The 21,553-nt window shown below is 73.8% G+C and carries 16 protein-coding genes; all 16 read left to right on the top strand.

Annotated features, from left to right (window positions below; translation table 11 throughout):
- Positions 1 to 262: 262 nt before the first annotated feature.
- The 16 genes from VF746_21180 to VF746_21255 all read left to right on the top strand — a co-directional run bounded on the left by VF746_21180 (position 263) and on the right by VF746_21255 (position 21,398).
- On the top strand, positions 263 to 1,306 hold the full coding sequence (locus VF746_21180; protein HEX8694937.1) for an NAD-dependent epimerase/dehydratase family protein: 1,044 nt from the start codon (positions 263 to 265) through the stop codon (positions 1,304 to 1,306).
- Between the two features lies 1 nt (position 1,307).
- Positions 1,308 to 2,153 (top strand): hypothetical protein, encoded by an 846-nt coding sequence (locus VF746_21185; GenBank protein HEX8694938.1) that lies wholly within the window; start codon positions 1,308 to 1,310, stop codon positions 2,151 to 2,153.
- Positions 2,150 to 3,310, top strand: coding sequence for a glycosyltransferase family 4 protein (locus VF746_21190; protein ID HEX8694939.1), 1,161 nt, complete (start codon positions 2,150 to 2,152; stop codon positions 3,308 to 3,310). The genes VF746_21185 and VF746_21190 overlap by 4 nt, the downstream gene beginning before the upstream one ends.
- A gap of 274 nt (positions 3,311 to 3,584) precedes the next feature.
- Entirely contained in the window at positions 3,585 to 5,051 is a 1,467-nt protein-coding gene (locus VF746_21195) for a S8 family peptidase (GenBank protein ID HEX8694940.1), read from the top strand.
- Between the two features lie 186 nt (positions 5,052 to 5,237).
- Entirely contained in the window at positions 5,238 to 6,584 is a 1,347-nt protein-coding gene (locus VF746_21200; protein HEX8694941.1) for an FAD-binding oxidoreductase, read from the top strand.
- Positions 6,577 to 7,329 (top strand): SDR family oxidoreductase, encoded by a 753-nt coding sequence (locus VF746_21205; protein ID HEX8694942.1) that lies wholly within the window; start codon positions 6,577 to 6,579, stop codon positions 7,327 to 7,329. The genes VF746_21200 and VF746_21205 overlap by 8 nt, the downstream gene beginning before the upstream one ends.
- Positions 7,330 to 7,470: 141 nt before the next feature.
- Positions 7,471 to 8,391, top strand: a complete 921-nt coding sequence (locus tag VF746_21210) for a decaprenyl-phosphate phosphoribosyltransferase (GenBank protein HEX8694943.1) — start codon at positions 7,471 to 7,473, stop codon at positions 8,389 to 8,391.
- Positions 8,392 to 8,496: 105 nt separating this feature from the next.
- Entirely contained in the window at positions 8,497 to 9,213 is a 717-nt protein-coding gene (locus VF746_21215; protein ID HEX8694944.1) for a class I SAM-dependent methyltransferase, read from the top strand.
- On the top strand, positions 9,210 to 10,163 hold the full coding sequence (locus tag VF746_21220) for a glycosyltransferase (protein ID HEX8694945.1): 954 nt from the start codon (positions 9,210 to 9,212) through the stop codon (positions 10,161 to 10,163). Before VF746_21215 ends, VF746_21220 begins: the two co-directional genes overlap by 4 nt.
- Positions 10,164 to 10,317: 154 nt before the next feature.
- Positions 10,318 to 11,478: a glycosyltransferase family 4 protein gene (locus tag VF746_21225; GenBank protein HEX8694946.1), complete on the top strand. Its 1,161-nt coding sequence runs from the start codon at positions 10,318 to 10,320 to the stop codon at positions 11,476 to 11,478.
- A 148-nt stretch (positions 11,479 to 11,626) separates the two neighbouring features.
- Positions 11,627 to 12,403: a class I SAM-dependent methyltransferase gene (locus tag VF746_21230; protein ID HEX8694947.1), complete on the top strand. Its 777-nt coding sequence runs from the start codon at positions 11,627 to 11,629 to the stop codon at positions 12,401 to 12,403.
- A 14-nt stretch (positions 12,404 to 12,417) separates the two neighbouring features.
- The gene (locus VF746_21235; GenBank protein ID HEX8694948.1) at positions 12,418 to 13,815 is read left to right on the top strand and encodes a glycosyltransferase family 1 protein; all 1,398 of its coding nucleotides are present in this window, start codon (positions 12,418 to 12,420) and stop codon (positions 13,813 to 13,815) included.
- A gap of 254 nt (positions 13,816 to 14,069) precedes the next feature.
- Positions 14,070 to 15,179, top strand: coding sequence for a glycosyltransferase (locus VF746_21240; protein HEX8694949.1), 1,110 nt, complete (start codon positions 14,070 to 14,072; stop codon positions 15,177 to 15,179).
- A gap of 333 nt (positions 15,180 to 15,512) precedes the next feature.
- A complete protein-coding gene (locus VF746_21245) occupies positions 15,513 to 17,954 on the top strand; it encodes a polysaccharide biosynthesis tyrosine autokinase (GenBank protein HEX8694950.1) in 2,442 nt (813 codons plus the stop codon).
- 664 nt (positions 17,955 to 18,618) lie between these two features.
- A complete protein-coding gene (locus VF746_21250) occupies positions 18,619 to 19,962 on the top strand; it encodes a pitrilysin family protein (GenBank protein ID HEX8694951.1) in 1,344 nt (447 codons plus the stop codon).
- Positions 19,962 to 21,398 carry a pitrilysin family protein gene (locus VF746_21255; protein ID HEX8694952.1) on the top strand — a complete coding sequence of 479 codons (1,437 nt, stop codon included), beginning with the start codon at positions 19,962 to 19,964 and terminating at the stop codon, positions 21,396 to 21,398. Before VF746_21250 ends, VF746_21255 begins: the two co-directional genes overlap by 1 nt.
- Positions 21,399 to 21,553 lie beyond the last annotated feature (155 nt).

The raw sequence follows: 21,553 nt of genomic DNA on the forward strand, positions 1-21,553 counted from the left end.
TCCGTCATTCCGAGCGGCGCCGCGGCGCCGAAACGGATTTCGCACCGGAGCCAGGCGGCGCCCGAGGAATCTACTCGACCCGCACGGATGCTGGCCTGGTGCATCGATCCGGCGCCCTGCCGGCCGTGGGTGGATTCCTCGGGAGCCCGGCCGACCTCGGTGGCAACGGCGGCTTCACCGCATCGGGCTCCACTCGGAATGACATCTTCCTGAGCGTCGGAAAAACAATCCAGAGGGTCGGGTAAACGTGGAACGCGTTCTGGTGACGGGCTCTTCCGGGCTCGTCGGCGCCGAGGTGGTGGACTACTTCTCCCGGCTGGGCGCCGAGGTGCACGGCATCGACAACAACATGCGGCGCGACTTCTTCGGGCCCGGGGGCGACACCCTCCCGAGCCTCGGCCGCCTGCGCGCCGAGCACCCGCGCTTCCGCCACCACGCCCTCGACGTGCGCGACCGCGAAGGGGTGTGCCAGTGCGTGGAGGCCGTGCGCCCGACCCTGGTGGTGCACGCGGCCGGGCAGCCCAGCCACGACCTGGCCGCCCAGCGCCCCTTCGACGACTTCGACGTCAACGCCACGGGCACGCTCAACCTGCTGGAGGCCGTCCGCCGCCACGCGCCCGGCGCCGCGTTCGTGCACCTGAGCACCAACAAGGTCTACGGCGACGGCCCCAACCGCCTGCCGCTGGCCGAGCTCCCCACGCGCTGGGACTACGCCGATCCGGCCTGCGCCGACGGCATCCCCGAGAGCTTCCCCGTCGACCAGTGCATGCACTCGCTGTTCGGCGCGTCGAAGCTGGCGGCCGACGTGCTGGTGCAGGAGTACGGGCGCTATTTCGGGATCGCCACCTGCTGCCTGCGCGGGGGGTGCCTGACCGGGCCCTTCCACGCGGGCGTGGAGCTGCACGGCTTCCTGAGCTACCTGGTGAAGACGGCGGTGGAGGGGCGCACCTACCGCATCTACGGCTACCAGGGAAAGCAGGTGCGCGACAACCTGCACGCGTTCGACATCGCCCGGCTGGTGCACCTCTTCGCCGAGCGGCCGCGCGTGGCCGAGGTCTACAACCTGGGCGGCGGGCGCGGCAACTCGTGCTCGATCCTGGAGGCGTTCGAGCACGTGCGCGCGCTCACCGGCCGCGAGGTGCGCCACGAGTACGTCGACGCCCCGCGCGCGGGCGACCACGTCTGCTACATCAGCGACCTCGCCAAGCTGAAGGCGCACTACCCGGAGTGGAGCGTCTCGCGCGGCCTCCCCGCCATCTTCGAGGAGATCCACCGCAGCGCCCGCGAGCGGCAGGAGGCGGCCTGAGATGCTCCTGCTGGGCACGCACGTCCACCCCGCCGAGGGCGACGCCGCGCGCCGGCAGGCGGCGGCGCTCGACACGCTCCGGGGTCTCGACGGCGTGCGCCTGGTCAACCTCCAGTGGCCCGACGGGGTGATCGACGTCCCCGGCTTCCGCACCGTGGCGTCGCTCCGCGCGGACTCCGTCGCCGCCACCGGGCGGGCGGGGCGACGCAAGCCGCTGGTGACGGAGCTGTTCGACGGGCTCTGCGCGTGCGCGGAGGAGGAGGGGCTCGGCGCGTTCTGCTTCACCAACTCCGACGTGCACGTCTCGCAGGCGCTGGTGGACGAGGTCCTCGCCGTGCCGCTCGACGGCCGCGCGGTGTCGCGGATGGACTTCGACGGCGCGACGGGCGCCGGGCTGGGGGTGGTGACCCGCGGCGTCGACACCTTCGCCGTGCGAGCGGAGTGGTGGCGCGCGCACCGCCGCCGCTTCCGCCCCTACGTGGTGGGCGAGGCGGTGTGGGACAACGTCTACGCGGCGATCCTGCTCTCCCACGGCGACGCGCGCCTGCTGAACCGCGGGACGTGGACGCGCCACGAGCGGCACGCCACCGCCTGGACGGCGAGCCCCTTCGCCGACTACACGCGGCTGCTGGCGGCGCTGGACCGGCCGTACTTCTCGCTCTGGGCGCGCTACCACGCCGGCCTCGTGGAGCTGCGCGCGCGCGGCGCCCCGGACGCGGAGGAGGACGCCCTGCAGCGGCGCGTCTTCCGCTTCCGTCCCTCGCCGGCCGAGCGGGCGGTGCAGGCCGGGCGGGCGCTCAAGGCGCGGCTGCGCTACGCGGCCTCGCGCGCGGGGCGCCGGCCGTGAGGATCCTGCTGGTCGGCGACTACCCGGACGATCCGCGGCTGGGCTCGGGGAAGGTCTACCACAAGCTGCGCGAGGAATTCACCCGCCTCGGCCACGACTGCCGCGTGCTGCTGGCGCCGGAGCTCGGCCCCCGCCCGTCCTCGCCGCGGCTGCGCTGGCTGGCGGGGCCGGCGCTCGCCGCGCGCGCGGTCGCCCGGGCCTTCCGCGAGCACGGGCGCTTCGACGTGGTCGACGCCGCCAGCGCGGAGGGGGCGATGGTCGGCGTGCGGCGGCGGCTGGGGGCGTACCGCGGCGTGGCGCTGGTGAGCCGCTCGCACGGGCTGGAGCACCTGAACTACCGGCGGATGCTGGACGACGCGGCCGAGGGGCTGGGGTCGAAGGGGTGGCACCGGCGGCTCTGGTACCCGGCCGCGCGGCTGTCGCAGGTGGCGCTCGCCGCGCGCCTGGCCGACCGGCTGATCGTGCTGAACGACGGCGACCGCGACTTCGCCGTCGGGCGCGGGTGGAAGCCGGCGGACCGGGTGGACGTGGTGCCGCACGGCGTCTCGCAGCGGTATCTCGACGACGCCCCGCCGCCGGACGCGCCGCGCGGCCGCGGCCTCCTCTTCTGCGCCACCTGGGACCGGATGAAGGGGGTGGACTACCTGGTCCGCGCCATGGCGCTCCTGGCCGCCGGCGGCGGCGCGCCGCGGCTGACGGTCCTGGGCCCCGGGGTGCCGGAGGAGCGCGTCCTGGCCGACTTCCCGCCGGAGGTGCGCCCGCTGGTGGCGGTGGTCCCGCGCGTGGGCGAAGACGAGGTGATGCGGCGCTTCCGCGAGCACGACGCGCTGGTGCTGTCGTCCACCTACGAGGGGTTCGGGATGGTGGTGATGGAGGCGATGAGCCAGCGCCTTCCCGTGGTCGCCACGGCGGTGGGCGGTGCGCCGGCGCTGCTGGGGAAGAGTGGAGGCGGCGTCCTGGTCCCCCCGCGCGACCCGGCCGCCCTCGCCGCCGCCGTCCGCCGGGTGATGGAAGACCCCGCGCTGCGCCGGGAGATGGGCGAGCGCGCCCACCGGGCGGTGCGGGGGATGAGCTGGACGGCCACGGCGCTCCGGACGCTGGAGGTGTATGCGTCGGCGGGGGCAATGGCGGGGGAACCCGCGGCAGAACCTGTGTAGACCCGAATCTGCGAGCGCAGGGGAGCAGCGCACCGGGCGCCGCCGGTGCTCGCGGGCGCGACACCGACACGGTTCCGACATTATTTGGTGCAGTACAGGATTTGACGCACTATTTTGAATCGACGTAATCTCTGTTCGTATTTTGCTAAGTCACCAATCCACAACGCATTCATGAAATGTAGCAGTATGGCCTTACGATTGCGATACACACCTTTCGGTGCAATTCGCAGAGAGCGTCCGGCTCTCGTTCCCCACCCACCCACCTGGAGGTCGCATGCTTGCTCGTCCCGCAGTCCTGGCCGGAGGAATCATCCTGGCCCTCGCCGCCTGCTCGAGGGATTCGGCGGCCCCGCTGTCGCCGGAGATCGCGCCCAACGCCGCGCTCGCGGCCAGCCCGCAGGACGGCGCAATCCAGGACCAGTACATCGTGGTGCTCAAGGCGGGAGCCTCTCCGCGCGCCGCGGCCGCCGCGGCGGGCGCCACGCCGCGCCACGTGTACCACGCCGCGCTGAACGGCTTCGCGGCGCGGCTGAACGCGGCGCAGCTCGCCGCCCTCCGCAACAACCCGCAGGTGGACTACATCTCGCCCGACCAGGTGGTCACGGCCGCCGGCACCCAGTTCTATCCCACGTGGGGGCTGGACCGCATCGACCAGCGGTACCGTCCGCTCGACTACTCCTACACGTACAACCGCACGGGCGCGGGGGTGAACCTGTACGTCCTCGACACCGGCATCCGCTTCACGCACACCGAGTTCGGCGGGCGCGCCGTGGCCGGGTACGACGTGTTTGGCGGCGACGCCAGCGACTGCAACGGGCACGGCACGCACGTGGCCGGGACGGCCGGCGGCAGCACCTACGGCGTGGCCAAGGCCGTGAACCTCATCTCCGTGCGCGTGCTGGACTGCTTCGGAAACGGCAGCACCAGCGGCGTGATCGCGGGCGTGGACTGGGTCACCGCCAACCGCGTCGGGCTGTCGGTGGCCAACATGAGCCTGGGCGGCCCGGCCAACTACGCGCTCGACAACGCCGTGCAGAACTCCATCAACTCCGGCGTGACGTACGTGATCGCGGCGGGGAACAACAACGCGAACACCTGCAACTACTCGCCCTCTCGGGTCACAGACGCGATCATCGTGGGCAACACCAACTCCACCGACACCCGCTACTCCACCTCCAACTACGGCCTGTGTCTGGACCTGTTCGCGCCGGGCACCAGCATCACCTCGGCCTGGTACGGCAGCGACACGGGGACCACCGTCATGACCGGCACCTCCATGGCGGCTCCCCACGTGGCGGGCATCGCGGCCATGTACCTGGAGTGGATTCCCGGCTCGCTGCCGGTGGACGTGCAATACGCGATCGACCAGAACGCCACGTGGAACGTGGTGACCAACAAGGGCAACAACTCGCCCAACCGGGTGGTCTACTCGGGGTTCATTCCGGGCCCGCCGCCCCCGCCGCCCGTTCCGGGCTCCACCCCGCTGAGCGTGAGCGTGATCTGCGATTCGTCCACCGGATACTGTGACGCCACGGCCTCGGGCGGCACCGAATCGGGGTACAGCTTCAGCTGGAGCAACGCGATCGAGCAGTACGACGCCGACGGGTACAGCTACGCCTACCCGCTCTGCGGCGGCACCTCCCGCGTCACGGTGTCCGCCACCGTGACGGACGGCAGCGGCGCCACGACCACGGGCTCGTCGAGCTACTACTGCGGCACCGGCGGCGGTATCGAGCCCTGAGCCGGCCGCAGGCCCACCCGCAGTAGAAAGGCCCCGCCGCGCTCCCCGCGCGGCGGGGCTTTCGCTCGCCAGGAATGCGGAGGAAGTTTACTCCGCGTCCTGCATCCTCCCCCATCTCCTTGCGCCATCCACCTTTCGGTGCCATCGTTTTCCGTCTCGCCGCCGACCGCCCCCGATTTCGTCCCGATGATCCCCTCCAGCGTGCAGCGCCTCTCCGGATGGGGACGCCACCCGGTCGAGACGTGCCGCGTCTACCGCCCGGAGAAGACGTCGGAGCTGGGCGAGGTGCTCGCGGTCCGGCCCGAGGGCGGCGTGGTCTCGCGCGGGCTGGGGCGCGCGTACGGCGACGCGGCGCTCAACGGCGGCGGCGCGGTGGTCTCGCACCTGCGGCTGGGCCGCATGCTCGCCTTCGATCAGGCGTCGGGGGTGCTGGAGGCGGAGGGGGGCGCCAGCTTCGCCGACGTGGTGGACGCCTTCCTCCCCCGCGGCTGGTTCCTCCCCGTCACCCCGGGGACGAAGCACGTCACGCTGGGCGGCGCCATCGCCTGCGATGTGCACGGCAAGAACCACCACCGCGACGGCACGATCGCCGCCTTCGTCGAGAGCTTCCGGCTGCTCACCCCGGCGCGCGGGGTCCTCACCTGCTCGCGCGCGGAGAACGCCGAGCTCTTCTGGGCCACCCTCGGCGGGATGGGGCTCACCGGCGCGGTGCTGAGTGCGCGGCTCCGCCTCCTCCCCGTCGAGTCCGCCTGGGTGGCGGTGGACCACGCGCGCACGGCCGACCTGGACTGCGCCCTGGAGCGCTTCGCCGACGACGCGGGCTACCGCTACTCCGTCGCCTGGGTCGACTGCCTGGCGCGGGGGAGGCGGCTCGGGCGCGGCGTGCTGATGCGGGGCGACCACGCGCCCGCCTCGCGCGTCTCCGGCGACCCGTTCGCGCGCCGGCGGGAGGGGCGCCTGGGGGTCCCGCTCGACGCGCCGTCGTTCGCGCTCAACCGCTTCACCGTGGGCGCCTTCAACCGGCTCTACCACGCGCTGCACCGCGACCGCGCGGGCGTGCTGGTCCCGCTGGAGAAGTTCTTCTATCCGCTGGACGGGGTGCGCGGGTGGAACCGCCTCTACGGCCGGCGCGGCTTCGTGCAGCACCAGTCGGTGGTGCCGCCCGACCGCGCGGACGCGCTGGCGCGGCTCCTGGAACGCGTGGCGAAGGCGGGGCGCGCCTCGTTCCTGGCCGTGCTCAAGCGCTTCGGCCCGGCGAACCAGGGGCTGCTCTCGTTCCCCCGCGACGGCTACACGCTCGCGCTCGACTTCCCCGTCGCCCCGGGACTGGCGGAGCTGCTGCGCGACCTCGACCGGATCGTGCTGGACGCAGGCGGGCGCGTCTACCTGGCGAAGGACGCCGCGCTCGACCGCGCCGCCTTCGCCGCGATGTACCCGGACGCGGAGCGCTTCCGCGCGGTGAAGGCGTGCGTGGACCCCGACGGCGTCCTCTCCTCGTCGCTCGCGCGGCGGGTGGGGCTGGCCGATGGCTGAGGCCCGGGGGAGCGTCCTGGTCGTCGGCGCCACCTCGGGCGTGGCGCGGGCGCTGGCGGCCGAGCTGGCGCGCGGGGGCCGCCCGCTCGTCCTCGCCGCGCGCGACGTCGACGAGGCGCGGGCGGTGGCGTTGGACGTGGCGCTGCGCTTCGGGGTGCGCGCGCGGGCGGTGGAGCTGGACGCGCTCGCCTTCGACACGCACCCCCGCGTCCTCGGCGACGTGCTGCGCGAGGAGGGGCACGCGCTGGAGGGCGCCGTGATCGCCGTCGGCTACCTGGGCGACCAGGAGCGCGCGAAGACGGACTTCGCCGAGGCGCGGCTCGTCCTCGACACCAACCTCACCGCGTGCGTGTCGCTGCTGACGGTGCTGGCCGGGCACTTCGAGCGGCGCGGCGGGGGGTTCCTGGCGGTGGTCTCGTCGGTGGCGGGCGAGCGCGGGCGGCAGAGCAACTACGTCTACGGCGCGGCCAAGGGCGGGCTCACGGTCTACCTGCAGGGCCTGCGCAACCGGCTGCACCCCGCCGGCGTGCGCGTGGTGACGGTCGTCCCCGGCTTCGTGGACACGCGGATGACCTTCGGCAAGCCGGGCACCTTCCTGGTGGCGCCGCCGGAGAAGGTGGCGCGCGGCATCCGCCGGGCCGTGGAGGGCGGGCGCGACGTGGTGTACCTCCCCGGCTTCTGGCGCCCCGTGATGTTCGCCATCCGCTCCATCCCCGAGTGGCTGTTCAAGCGGATGAAGCTGTAGATCCCACACCGGAGCGAGCAAAGTACCCTCTCCCGAAGTTGGGAGAGGGTGGCGACGCGGTAGCGGCGCCGGGTGAGGGCCCCCGGGCGGCCTCGCGCTCCGCATCCGATTCTCCGACGTCCATTTTCGGGTTTCTCATCGATGCCCCAGGCTCTCGACCGGCAGACGGCTCCCCCCCTGGACACGGCGCGCGGCATCGACCCGCGGCGGCCGGGGACGGGGCGCGCGCTGGCGCGGCTGCTCCGGCCGCGGCAGTGGATCAAGAACGGCTTCGTGCTGGCGCCCGCCGTCTTCGCGGGGGTCTACCTGGAGCGCGACTCCGTGCTGCGCGCCCTGGCCGCCACGGCGCTGTTCTGCGTCGCCGCGTCGGCCGTGTACGTCTTCAACGACCTGATGGACGTCGAGACCGACCGTCTCCACCCGGTGAAGCGCGACACGCGCCCCCTGGCCTCGGGCGCGCTGCCCGTCTCCACCGCGCGGGCGATCCTGGCGGGGCTCGTCGTCGCGCTCGCGCTGGGGGTGCTGGCCTTCCCGGCGGTGGCGCCGGCGCTGGCGGGGTACGTGGCGCTCAACGCGGCGTACACGCTCCGGCTCAAGCACGTGGCGGTGGTGGACCTGTTCTGCATCGCCAGCGGGTTCGTGCTGCGCATCTACGCCGGCGCGCGCGCGGTGGACGTGCCGCTCTCGGCGTGGATGCTCATCACCACGCTGGCGCTGGCGCTGTACCTGGCGGCGGTCAAGCGGCGGCAGGAGCTGGCCACCAGCGGCCCCGAGGCGCGCCGCGTGCTGGGCGCCTACACGGTGGGCCTGCTCGACGGCTACGCGCAGACGGCGGCCAGCGCCTCCATCGTCTTCTACAGCCTGTACGTGATCGATGTCCGCCCCGAGCTGGCCATCACCGTCCCGTTCGTGCTGCTGGGGATCTTCCGCTACTCGTACCTGGTGCAGGCGCGCAGCCTGGGCGAGAGCCCCACCGAGGCGCTCTGGACCGACGCGCCGCTGATCCTCACCGTGCTGGGGTGGGCCGGCCTCTGCGTCTGGGCGCTGTGGCCGGGGCGGTGAAGTGCGCGGCCAGGCGATGAACGGCCGATCCCGCCGTCCCGGGGGAGCCGCCGCGCGCGACGGCCGGCCGCCGATGCCGGGGACCCGTGCCGCCGACGGGGCGCGGTGACGCTGCCGCGCGGGGTCCGGCCGTGGCTCGAGGCCGGCAGGCGGCGCTTCCCGCGCGCGTACTGGCGCGCGCGGACGGTCGTCTCGCTGGCCGAGTGGTACGCGCAGCGGCTGCGCGAGCGCTTCGCGTCCGAGGACGCGACCGCGTACGGCGGCGGCTTCTGGGAGCAGCACCAGGCGGGGGATTGGGACGGCTTCGCGCGCGCCATCCTCCGCCGCTTCCCCGCCCGTTCGGTGCTGGACGTCGGCTGCGGCGACGGCAAGCTGCTCGCCGCGATGCTGCGGGCGGACCCGTCGCTCACGGTCCTGGGGGTGGAGTCGTCGCCCGCGGCCCTCGCGATGGCGGCCGCCCGCGGCGTGCCGGTGAGGGAGCTCGACCTGGTGCGGCTGCGGCGGCGGGCGGTCGCGTCCGCGGTCCCGGGCGACTTCGCTCTCGCCACGAGCCTCGAGGTCGCCGAGCACGTGCCGGCGTGGCACTCGGGGAAGCTCTTGCGGCTGCTGGCGCGCTCGCCCGTGGTCGTCTTCTCGGCCGCGCAGCCCAACCAGGGCGGCACGCTCCACGTCAACGAGCGGCCGGTGGAGCACTGGGTGCGCCGCTTCGGCCGCCTGGGCTTCGCGGTGGCCCCGGAGAACGCCGCCTTCCGCCGCGACGTGGCGGCCCTGGACCTGCCGCCGTGGTACGCGGCGAACGTCAATGCCTTCGTGCGGCGATGACGGTGCCGCCGCTCCCGGCCGCGCGCCCGGTCACCGTCGGCGTGGCGACGAGGGACCGCGTCGATTCCCTCGCCCGCTGCCTCGCCTCGCTGCGGGCGCACGAGCCGCTCGTCGCCGAAGCGATCGTGGTCGACGACGGGTCGGCGGAGCCCGTCGAGCCCCGCCTCCGTGCCGTGCTGGGAGACGACGCGCCGCGGCCGCTGCGGTTCATCCGGCACGAGGCCAGCCTGAGCCTGGCCGCCAGCCGCAACCGCATCGCCCGCGAGGCGAAGACGCCGTGGGTGCTGAACCTGGACGACGACGCCCACCTCCTCCCGGGCGACGGCGTGCGCCGGGCGGTCGCGGTGCTGGAGGGCGACCCCGAGGTGGCGGCGGTCGCGTTCGCGCAGGCGGGCGCGTCGGGCGAGCCCTGGCCGGCCGAGGTGCAGCCCGCGCGGGTGGACTACCCGTGCTACGTCCCCACCTTCATCGGCTTCGGGCACCTGCTCAGGCGCGAGGCGTTCCTGGCCGCCGGCGGCTTCCGCGAGCAGCTCGGCATCCACGGCGAGGAGAAGGAGCTGGCGCTCAGGCTGCTGGACGCGGGGTGGCGCATCGTCTACCTCCCCGACGCGCGCGTGGCGCACCTGGCCGACGCGGCCGGGCGCGACCGGCGGCGCTACCTGCACCTGACCGTGCGCAACGACGTGCTGAACGGCCTCTACAACGAACCGTTCCCCCTGGTGGTGGCGGGGCTCGCCGCGCGGCTCCGGCGCTACTTCCCGATCCGGGAGGGGTGGAACGTCGACGACCCCGGCGGGTTCCGGCGCCTGCTCGCCGCGCTGGCGCGCGACCTCCCCGGGGCGTGGCGGCAGCGGCGGCCGGTGCGCTGGTCCACGCTCGCCCGCTGGCGGCGGATGACGCGCTCGGCCCCCGAGCCGTACCGCGGCCCCTCGCCCGCGGCCGGCGGATGACGGCGCACCCCATGGCAGAGTCGCCGATCGACCACACCCGTGTCATCCCGAGGGGAGCGGCAGCGACCCGAGGGATCTGCTCGCCCCGGCTGGTGGGTCGCACCCGGCGCGGAGGCTCGCCGGGCACCCTCCGCCCACCCGGGGTCCACCCGGCATGAGCCGGCCGCTCAGGCTGCTCACCGTCGGCCACTCGTACGTCGTCGGCGCCAACCGGCGGCTGGCGCACGAGATGGCCGCCGCCGGGGCGGGGGAGTGGGAGGTGACCGCCGTCGCCCCCCAGCGCTTCCCCGGCGACCTGCGCAAGGTCGCGCTGGAGCCGGTGGAAGGCGAGCGCTGCCGGGTGGAGGCCGTCCCCGTCCACCTCGCGCGCCGGGTGCACGTGATGCGCTACGGCCGCCGGCTGCGCGAGATCGTGCGCGAGGGGTGGGACGTGGTGCACTGCTGGGAGGAGCCGTACGTGCTGGCCGCCTCGCAGGTCGCCGCGCTGGCGCCGGAGTCCGCCGCGCTCGTCTTCGCCACCTTCCAGAACCTCCCGAAGCGCTACCCCTGGCCGTTCTCGCGGCTGGAGCGGCGGGCGATGCGCCGCGCGGACGGGTGGATCGCCTTCGGGAAGACGGTGGAGGAGACGCTGCGGGACCGGCCCGGCTACCGCGACCTCCCTCACCGGGTGATCCCGCCCGGTGTGGACGCGGAGCGCTTCCGCCCGGACCCAGAGGCGAGGCGCCGCGTCCGCGAAGCGCTGAAGTGGACGGAGGATGGACCGCCCGTCGTCGGCTTCCTCGGCCGCTTCGTGCCGGAGAAAGGGCTGGCAACGCTGATGGACGCGCTGGAGGAGTGCCGGCGGCCGTGGCGCGCGCTGCTGGTGGGCGGTGGGCCGCTGGAGAAGGACGCGGCGACGTTCCGGGCGGCACGGATGGACCGGGTGCGGATCGTGACCGGCGTGCCGCACGACCAGGTGCCGGCGTACCTGGGCGCGATGGACGTCCTCTGCGCGCCCAGCGAGACCACGCCGCGCTGGCGCGAGCAGTTCGGGCGCATGCTGACGGAGGCGATGGCGTGCGGCGTCCCCGTGATCGGCAGCGACAGCGGCGAGATCCCGCACGTGATCGGCGACGCGGGCGTGGTCGTCCCCGAGCGCGACCCCGAGGCGCTCTCCCGCGCCATCGACGCCCTGGCGGCCGACCCGGAGCGCCGGGCGGAGCTGTCGCGCCGGGGCCTGGAGCGCGCCCGCGCCGGGTTCGCGCTCCCCGCCGTCGCCCGCCGCCACCTCGACTTCTTCGCCGAAGTGCTTCAAGGGAAGCGCGAAAAACGATGATGCGACCTGTCCTCGAGCGCGAGACCTCCTCCCGCCGGTCGCGCGCAGCACCGAAGTCCCTCCCCTGCAGTTCGGGGGAGGGGCCGGCGCGCAGCGCCAGGGTGGGGGCTGCCGGCGGCCGCACCGAAGCCGGTCGAAGCGGCACGCCATGAGCGGCGACGCCCGCCTGCGCGAGGGGGCCTACGCGCGCAAGCAGCTCTTCGGGGGGATCGGGCTGCTGCGCTGGAGCCACGGGAGCCGCTTCCGCGTGGCCCGCGAGCTGGCGGCGCCGTACGCGGGCCGCCGCCTGCTCGACTACGGCTGCGGCGACGGGACCTTCCTGGCCACCGTGCGCGACCTCTTCCCCGAAGCCGTCGGCGCGGAGGTCGACCCCGGGCTGGTGGCCGACGCGGCGGCTCGCTTCGCGGGCGAGCGGGGGATATCGTTCGTGCACGTGGACGCGCTCGCCGCCGAGCCGGCGGGCGGCTTCGGCGCGGCGGTGTGCATGGAGGTGCTGGAGCACTGCACGGCCGAAGCGGCGGACCGGGTCATCGCCGGGCTGCGGCGGCTGGTCTCTCCCGACGGCGTGGTGATCGTGAGCGTCCCCGTGGAGACCGGCCCCGCGCTGGCGGTGAAGCAGCTCGCCCGCGCGCTGGCCGCCCGCCGCGGGGTGGAGGGCTACGTCGAGCGCGAGACGTACGCGCCGGGCGAGATGCTGCGGATGCTCTTCGCGGGGGAGGAGGCGGCGGTGGCGCGCCCCGTCTACCGCTCGCGCTTCGCGGACGGGCGGCCGAACGAGTACCACGGCCACAAGGGCTTCAACTGGCGCGCCCTGCGCCGCCGCCTCCGCGCGGACTTCGAGGTGCGCCGGACGCTCTTCTCCCCCGTCCCCGCGCTGGGTCCGCTGCTGAACAGCCAGGCCTGGTTCGTCTGCACTCCGAGATGACGGTCAGGGGCACGATGTTCGACCGATTCTTCTTCAGCACGTGGATCGAGGAGCGGGCGCCGGAGGCCGGGCGCGGCGGCCGGCCCCCCTGGGTGGAGTCCGACGAAGAGGAGGCGGACGTCGGGGAGCGGGAGGAGCGCGGCGCGGCGCTCGGCTCGCTGCTGGGGCGCATCGTCCGCGGGGGCCAGGCGGTGGAGGAGGAGAAGAGCCGCGTGGTGGAGGAGGTCGAGGCGCTGCTGGCCCGCGGGCAGACGCCGATCCGGCTGGGGATCGTCTGCGACTACCTGGACGAGGGGTGGCCCAGCATGGACCTGGCGGCGGAGATGCTGCTGGAGGCGCTGGAGACCTTCGCCGCCCCCGAGTTCCGCGTGACGCTGCTGCGCCCGCCGATGCCGCGCGTGGCCCGCCGCCTGAGCGGGGGGAAGCTGGCGAAGAACGCGGACCGCTACCTGGGGCGCTACCTGGCCTACCCGCAGTGGCTGCGGGGGCACGTGGGGCGCTTCGACCTCTTCCACGTGGTCGACCACAGCTACGCGCACCTGGTGCACGAGCTCCCCGCCGGCCGCACGGTGGTCACCTGCCACGACCTGGACGCCTACCGCTCGGTGCTGGAGCCCGAGGACGAGCCGCGCCCGCGCTGGTTCCGCGAGACGATGGGGAGCGTGCTCACGGGTCTGCAGGCCGCCGCCCACGTGGTCTGCGACTCCGCGAGCGTGCGCGACCAGCTGCTCGGGCGCGGCATCCTCCCCGCGCACCGGGTGAGCACGGTCCCCCTCCCCGTGCACCCCGACTTCGCGCCCGACCCCGACCCGATCGCCGACCCGGAAGCCGCGAAGCTGCTGGGGCCGAAGAGCGACGACACCGTCGACCTGCTGCACGTGGGGATGAACGTGCCGCGCAAGCGGATCGACTTCCTCCTGCACGTCTTCGCCGAGGTGCGGAGGGCGCACCCGCGGACGCGGCTGGTGCGCGCGGGCGGGCCGCTCACGCCCCCGCAGCGCGAGCAGGCGCGGGAGCTGGGGGTGCTGGACGCGGTGGTCGAGCTGCCGTTCCTGGAGCGCCCCGTCCTGGCCGCCGTCTACCGGCGCGCGGTGGTGGTGCTCGCCCCCTCCGGGCGCGAGGGGTTCGGGCTGCCGCTGGTGGAGGCGCTGGCGTGCGGCACGCCCGTGGTGGCCAGCGACCTCCCCGTCTTCCGCGAGGTGGGCGGCGAGGCCGTGGTCTACCGCGATCCGCTGAACGCCGCCGCCTGGGTGGACGCCGTCGACGAGCTGCTCTGGGACCGCAGGGACCGCCGCCAGTGGCGCGGCCGGCGCGAGGCCGCGCTGGAGCGGGCCGCGGAGTTCGGGCTGGAGGCGTACGCTCGCGGGATGGTGGCCGTGTACCGCCGCGTGCTCGGGCGGGGAGAGGAGTGAGTGCGAAGTGCGAGGTGCGAAGTGCGAAGTGCGAAGTGCGAGGCGCGAGGTGCCAAGGGTGTCATTCTGAGGCCCGATCACACGGTTCCGGCCTCCGCACGAACGGTGGCAGGGCCGAAGAATCTTCTCACCTTGCCAGGTGGGTCGGGCGCGGCAGCGACACGGACGCCCGCTCGCCCGATCTCCCCCGTGCGACGGCGGCAGACTGACCGGCGTAGCTCGTCCCTTCCGACTCATCCTCCAACTCGACCGGTATGACGCGGCGGCTCAAGGTCCTCCACGTCGGCAAGTTCTACCCGCCGCACCCGGGCGGGATGGAGACGCACCTGGAGCTGCTCTGCCGCCGCCTGGCGCGCCACGCCGACGTCGAGGTGGTGGTGAGCAGCGACGGCCGCCGCACGACCATCGAGGAGCGGGGCGGCGTGCGCGTCACCCGGGTCGGCACGGTGGCCACGCTCGCCGCGGCGTCGTTCAACCCGGGGATGGCGCGCGCCATCCGCCGCGCCCGCGCCGACGTGGTCCACTTCCACCACCCGAACCCCACCGGCGTCCTCTCGTATCTCGCCTCCGGCCGGCGCGGTCCGCTGGTGGTCACCTACCACAGCGACATCGTCCGGCAGAAGGTGCTGGGCGCCGTCCTCGCCCCGCTGATCGACCGCTTCCTCGCCCGCGCGAGCGCCATCCTGGCCACCTCGCCCGGGTACCTGGCGACCTCGCCCGTCCTGCGGCGCCACGCCGCGCGCACCCGCGTCGTTCCCTTCGGCATCGACGCGGAGGAGATGCGGGACGTCGATCCGGGCGAAGTCGCCGCCGTCCGTGCGCGCCACGGGGAGCGGATCGTGTTCGCGGCGGGGCGGCTGGTCTACTACAAGGGCTTCGAGCACCTGGTGCGGGCGATGCGCGCCGTCGACGCGCACCTGCTGATCGCCGGGGACGGGCCGCTGCGGCGGGCGCTGGAGCGGGAGGCCGAGGAGGCAGGGGTGAGGAACCGGGTGACGCTGCTCGGGGCCGTCCCCGACCTGCGGCCGTACTACCACGCGGCGGACGTCTTCGCGCTCCCCTCCGTCGCCCGCAGCGAGGCGTACGGGATCGTGCAGATGGAGGCGATGGCCTGCGGCGTCCCCGTGGTCAACACCGCGCTCGACACCGGCGTCCCCTTCGTCTCCCCCGACGGCGTCACCGGCCTCACCGTCCCCCCCGCGGACGCGGAAGCGCTCGCCGCCGCCCTCACCCGCCTGCTGGACGACCCCGCCCTGCGCGCCCGCCTCGGCGCCGCCGGCCGCGCCCGCGTGGAAGGCGAGCTGAGCGCGGAGCGGATGGTGGAGCGGACGCTGGAGGTGTACCGGGAGTGCGTGAGTGCGTGAGTGCGTGAGTGCGTGAGTGCGTGAGTGCGAAAGTGCGAGAGTGCGAAAGTGGTGCGAGATCTCGTCGCGCGAAGCGCCGGGGTGTTTCCCTCTCCCGCAGTCTGGGAGAGGGAGCGCGGCCCTGGTTCGTGAGGAACGAACGAACCGGGCCGTGCGGGGTGAGGGCCCCCGGCGGCGCAGCCGCCGTTCCGCACTAACGCACTCTCTTTCCCCTGCCGCGATAACTCGTTATATTCCAATACCATCCTCCGCTGTCCCGCGGGGCGTTGCGGCTCGAAAGCATCGGGCCGGCCCGACCCCCGCGCTCCTTCCCGCGGCCATCCCACTGAATCCGTGACCGAGCTGACCCACACTCCCCGGCTGCTCCCGGAAGTCTCCGAGCGCGCCCCGCGCCAGCCCGTGCTGCGCTCGTCGCTCACCCCGGGCGGCGACGACGGCAAGGACGGAGTTCCGCTGCGCGAGTACCTGGGCGCCGTCCGCCGCTACGCCTGGCTGGTGGTGGCCGCCGTCCTCGTCTCCGTCGGCATCTCGGCGTACCGGCTCTCCCGCGAGCTCCCCCGCTACGTGTCCAGCGCCTCGGTGCGGCTCATCGACCCCACCGTGCCGATGGCGGGCGACCTGGCCGCCGGGACCAGCACCAACCAGGTCAGCGGCTGGTACACCGACCCGATCGCCTCCCAGCTGCGCGCGCTCAGGAGCCGCGCCGTCGCCGGGGCCGTGGTCGACTCGCTGGGGCTGCGCCTGGCCCCCGAGCGCCCCGACTTCCCCTTCGCCGTGGTGGGACCCGTGCGGGTGAACTCCGCCGCCCGCACCGGCGACACCGTCGAGGTGACCTTCGGCGAGGGCGGGGTCACCGCCCGCCTGCGGGGCCAGACGGCGCGCGCCGCCTACGGGGCGCCGCTCGAGCTCTCCGGCGTCCGGGCCGTCTTCACGGCCAGGCCCGACCTCCCCACCGCGCGCTTCCACGTGGTCTCGCGCGAAGACGCCGTGAGCGGCGTGGTGGCGGGGCTGCAGGCCAAGACGCCCGAGCTCACCAACTTCATCGACATCGGCTACCAGGCGTACGACCCGCACCTGGCCCAGCGCGTGGCCGACGCCGCCGCGCTCGCCTTCCAGCGGCTGAACGCCCAGAGTGCCCAGCAGGAGTCCCGCCGCCGGCGCCTCTTCATCCAGGAGCAGCTGCGCAGCACCGACAGCCTGCTGGTGGCCGCCCAGTACCAGCTGAGCGCCTTCCGCAAGGGCGTGCAGGCGTTCAGCCCGCGCGAGAAGTTCCGCACCACCCAGGAAGGGCTCTCGGGGCTCCGGCTCCGGCGCGAGGAGCTGGAGCAGGAGCGGCGCATCTACGAGCAGATGCGCCAGCAGCTCGCCGGCGCCCCGGGCCGCGAGAGCGCCGAGCAGCTCGCCGCGCTGGCCGCCGCGCCGCAGGTGTCGGGGAACTCCGGGATGGCCTCGCTCTACCAGCAGCTCACCCGCTGGCAGACCGCGCGCGACTCGCTCACCACCGGCCCCTGGTCGCGCGCCGCCTCCAACCCCGACGTGGAGCGGCTCGACTCGCTGATCGAGACCTCGCGCTCCCGCCTGGTGCGCGCCGTGGAGTCGCGCGGTACCGCCCTGGCCGCGCAGGTCGGCGTCATCGACGAGGTGATGGCCGGCGACGCCGCCAGCATCGCCACCCTCCCCGACGCCGAGGCCGAGGAGCAGCGCCTGGGCCGCCAGGTGGAGACGCTGCAGACCCTGGTGGACGACCTGCTGCGCGAGCAGCAGAAGGCCCGCATCGACGAGGCCGTCGAGGCCGGGCAGGTGGAGATCGTCGACACCGCGCTCCTTCCCGCCGGCCCCATCGGCAGCGGGGGGAAGAAGCGGCTCTTCTTCGCCCTCCTGGTGGGGCTCATGATCGGCGGCACGGGGGCGCTGCTCCTGGACCGCATGAACACGGCGATCCTCCGTCGCGAGGACCTGGAGACCTACCTGCACCTGCCCACGCTGGCCGTGGTGCCGCGCGTCGCCCCCGAGGGCGACGCCGCGCGCAGGCGGCTCCGGCTCCCCACGCGGGCGCTGGCGCGGCGGGGTCCCCAGCCCGCCGACGGGCTCATCACCGTCACCGACCTGCACTCGGTGGGGTCGCAGGCGTACCGGAAGCTGCGCACCCACCTGATCTTCTCCACCGCCGGCGACCCCTTGCGCACCATCATGGTCACCAGCGCCGGTGCGTCGGAGGGGAAGAGCACCGTCTGCGCGAACCTGGCGGTCACCTTCGCGCAGCAGCACATGCGCGTGCTGCTGGTGGACTGCGACATGCGCCGCTCGCGGCTGCACACCATCTTCGACGCGCCGCGCACCCCTGGGCTCACCGAGGTGCTGGTGGGGCAGGCCACGCTGGAGCAGGCGGTGCGGCCCACCCTGGTGGAGGGGCTCTCCATCCTCCCCGCGGGGACGCTGGCTCCCAACGTCTCCGAGCTGCTGGGCGCCGCCGCCATGCGCCGCACGCTGGAGGCGCTGCAGGCGGCGTACGACCTGGTGATCGTCGACACCCCCCCGGTGCTCGCCGCCGCCGACGCCGAGATCCTGGGCGTGCAGACCGACGCCGTGCTGATGGTGGTGCGCGCCGGCCAGACCGACCGCCACTCGGCGCAGTACGCGCTGCAGCAGCTGCGCGCCATCGGGGCGCGGGTGGTGGGCGCCGTGCTCAACGACCCCGACCAGAAGGTAGCCGGCTACGGCCGCTACACCTACTACTACGAGTACTACTCCGACGCCGGCACCGCGAAGGCCTGACCGGCCCTCCGGACGAAGTCGAGCGAAGCCCCGCGGCTGCCGTCGCGGGGCTTCGTGTTTCCGGCCGCGCACTTCGCACCGCGGTCTTGGGCGTGTCCCTCCGCTGCGCTCCGGGCCGGGCTGCGCGCGCCGTAGGGCAACAAACAACGTTGCCCAACGGCGCCGGGCCACCGCCGCCACATAACCCCCGTGGCGGCGGCGTCCCGGCCCTGTCGGGCGCGCATCCCTCACGCGAACGGCGAGGGAACAGGAACAGCCGGTATCTGACCTCCATCCCCCGCACCGGCTCGTAAAGTCCACCCTCTCCCGAAGTTGGGAGAGGGTTGCCGCTCTAAGGCGGCGGGTGAGGGCCCCCCGCGGCCGCGCCGGAGCCCGCGAAAGCGCAGGGAAGCACCCCCAACCCGTCACGAGCGCAGCGAGGAAGTCCCTCCACCGCGCGGCGGGGGAGGGACAGGCGCCTCGAGCGCCAGGGCGGGGCCGCCAGGCACCAGGGAGGCGGCCCGCGTCCAACCTTTCGACCGCGCGGGGGCGTCTCACTCTGCGCCGCGCCGCCCGCCGGAACATCTGGTGCCTGGGCGGGGTTCATCCCCGGCTCTGGCGGGCCGTTGCGTGCCGCCGTATGCTACCCGTGCACCAACCCCAACCCCAGCAGAAAGGCCGCTCGATGAAACGCCTCGTGTTGCTGCTGGCCCTCGCCGCCACGCCGGCCGCGGCGCAGGACGTCAGCATCCCCCACACCACCTTCACGCTCCCCAACGGGCTGAGGGTGATCGTGGCCGAAGACCACTCCACGCCGGTGGCGGCCGTCAACGTCTGGTACCACGTGGGCTCCGGCTACGAGCGCGCCGGGCGCACCGGGTTCGCGCACCTCTTCGAGCACGTGATGTTCGAGGGGAGCAGGAACGTGCAGGAGGGCCAGTTCGACCAGTGGCTCGAGAGCGCCGGCGGGTCCAACAACGGCAGCACCAACACCGACCGCACCAACTACTACGAGGTGGTTCCCTCCAACGCCCTTCCCCTGGCGCTCTGGCTCGAGGCCGACCGCATGGGCGGGCTGCTGGAGACCATGAGCCAGGAAAAGCTCAACGGCCAGCGCGACGTGGTGAAGAACGAGCGCCGCCAGCGCTACGAGAACCAGCCGTACGGGCTGATGTTCGAGATCGCCTCCGCCGCGCTCTACCCGCAGGGGCACCCGTACTCGTGGACCACCATCGGGTCCATGGAAGACCTCTCCGCCGCCTCGCTCGAAGACGTCAAGGGGTTCTTCCGGCAGTACTACACGCCCAACAACGCCGTGCTCACCGTGGCCGGCGACGTGAACCCCGCCGAGGTGCGGCGCCTGGCGGAGCAGTACTTCGGCTGGATCCCGCGCGGGCAGCCCGTCCAGCGCCCCAGCGTGCCGATCCCGCCGATCGCCGCCACGCGCTACATCACCCGCGAAGACCGGGTGACGCTGCCGCAGGTGAGCGTGATCTGGCGCGCCAACAAGCGCTTCCACGCCGACGAGGCCCCGCTCGACGTGCTGGCCGGCATCCTCACCCAGGGGAAGAGCTCGCGGCTGTACAAGCGGCTCGTCTACGACCAGCAGATCGCCCAGACCGTCAACGCCTTCAACAACGCCTCGCTCCTCTCCGGCGACTTCTGGGTGGTCGTCCGCGGCAAGCCCACCACCGACCTCGACGTGCTGGAGGCGGCGGTCTACGAGGAGGTCGAGAAGCTGGCGCAGACGCCGCCCTCGGCCGAGGAGGTGCGCCGGGTGATCAACGGGATCGAGACCGGCTTCGTGGCCCGCCTGGAAGAGGTGGGGAACAAGGCCGACCAGCTCAACGACTACTTCTACTACACGGGCGACGCCGGCTACGTCCAGCGTGACCTGGCCCGCTACCGCGCCGTGACCCCCGCCGAGGTGCAGCGCGTGGCGCGCCAGTACCTGCAGGGGAAGAACCACATCGTCCTGAGCTTCGTCCCCCAGGGGAAGACGGAGCTCGCCGCCGTGGAGAACCAGTGATGAAACGAGCCACCACGCTTCTCGCCCTCGGCGCCGCCCTGGCCGGCGGCGCCCCGGCGGCCCTGGCCCAGTTCCCGACCACGCCGCCCTCGCTGGGCCCCGCCCCGGCCGTCAACCCGCCCGAGCCCGTCACGCGCACGCTGGCCAACGGGATGAAGGTCACCTTCGTGCGCATGCCCGAGCTGCCGGTGGTGAGCGCCGTGCTGGTGATCCGCGGCGCCGGCACCACCGAAGACCCGGCCGCGCTCCCCGGGCTCGCCTCCTTCACCGCCGGCATGCTCGACGAGGGCGCGGCGGGGAAGACGGCGCTGCAGATCGCCGACCAGCTGGACCTGCTGGGCGCCAGCCTCTCCACCAGCGCGGGCTACGACGCCGCGCAGGCGAGCCTGTACGTGCTGAAGAAGAACTTCCCCGAGGCGCTGCGCCTCATGTCCGACGTGGTGCTGCGCCCCGACTTCCCCGACAACGAGGTGCAGCGCGTGCGCGAGGAGCGCGTCACCAACCTCACCCGCGGCCGCGACGAGCCCGCCATCATCGCGGGCAACGCCTTCCAGGCGCTGGTGTTCGGGCCGCAGCACCCGTACGGCCGCTTCGCCACCGTCGAGGCCACGCGCCAGCTGGACCGGGCGAAGGTCGAGGCGTTCCACCACGGCGCCTACCGCCCCGAGAACGCCACGCTGGTGCTGGTGGGCGACGTGGACCCGGGGATGCAGGCCCAGGTGGAGCAGGCGTTCGGCGCCTGGCGCGCCATGGGCCCGGCGCCCGCGCAGGCCGGCGGGCTCGACGAGCCGCAGATCGCCCGCACCACCATCTACCTGGTCGACAAGCCGGGCGCCGCGCAGAGCGAGATCCGCATCGGGCACCCCGGCGTGCCGCGCAACACGCCCGACTACTTCGCGCTGCAGGTGCTCAACACCATCCTGGGCGGCTCGTTCACCAGCCGGCTGAACCAGAACCTGCGCGAGACGCACGGCTGGACGTACGGCGCCGGTTCGGGCTTCGCCATGCGGCGCGCCGCCGGGCCCTTCCAGGCGCGCTCGGCGGTGGTGACGGCCAAGACCGACAGCGCGGTGGTGGAGTTCTTCCGGGAGCTCAACCGCATCCGCACCGAGCCGATCCCCGCCGAGGAGCTGGACAAGGCCAAGCGCTACCTGGCGCTGGGCTACCCGCAGGACCTGGAGACCACGCAGGAGGTGGCCGGGCAGCTCGCCGACCTGGTCACCTACGGGATCGACCCGTCGTTCTTCAAGACCTACGTGTCGAGCGTGATGGCGGTGACCCCCGAGGACGTGCGCCGGGTGGCCAACCGCTACGTGCGCCCCGGCCAGGCCGTGGTGGTGGTGGTCGGCGACCGGAGCGTCATCGAGGCCGGCCTCAAGTCGATCAACGTGGCCCCCGTCGAGGTGCGCGACGTCGCCGAGTTCGTCAAGGAGTGACGGCGGTACGGAGTACGAAAGTACGGAAGTACGAAGGGGCCCGGGAGCGATCCCGGGCCCCTCGCGCGTTCGTCCGCTCCCGCGCTCCGTCGCGCGCAGCGCCGAGGTGTTTCCCCTCTCCCGTGGTCTGGGAGAGGGGAGCGCGGCCCAGGTCG

It is taken from the genome of Longimicrobium sp., assembly GCA_036389795.1.
Taxonomy (GTDB): domain Bacteria; phylum Gemmatimonadota; class Gemmatimonadetes; order Longimicrobiales; family Longimicrobiaceae; genus Longimicrobium.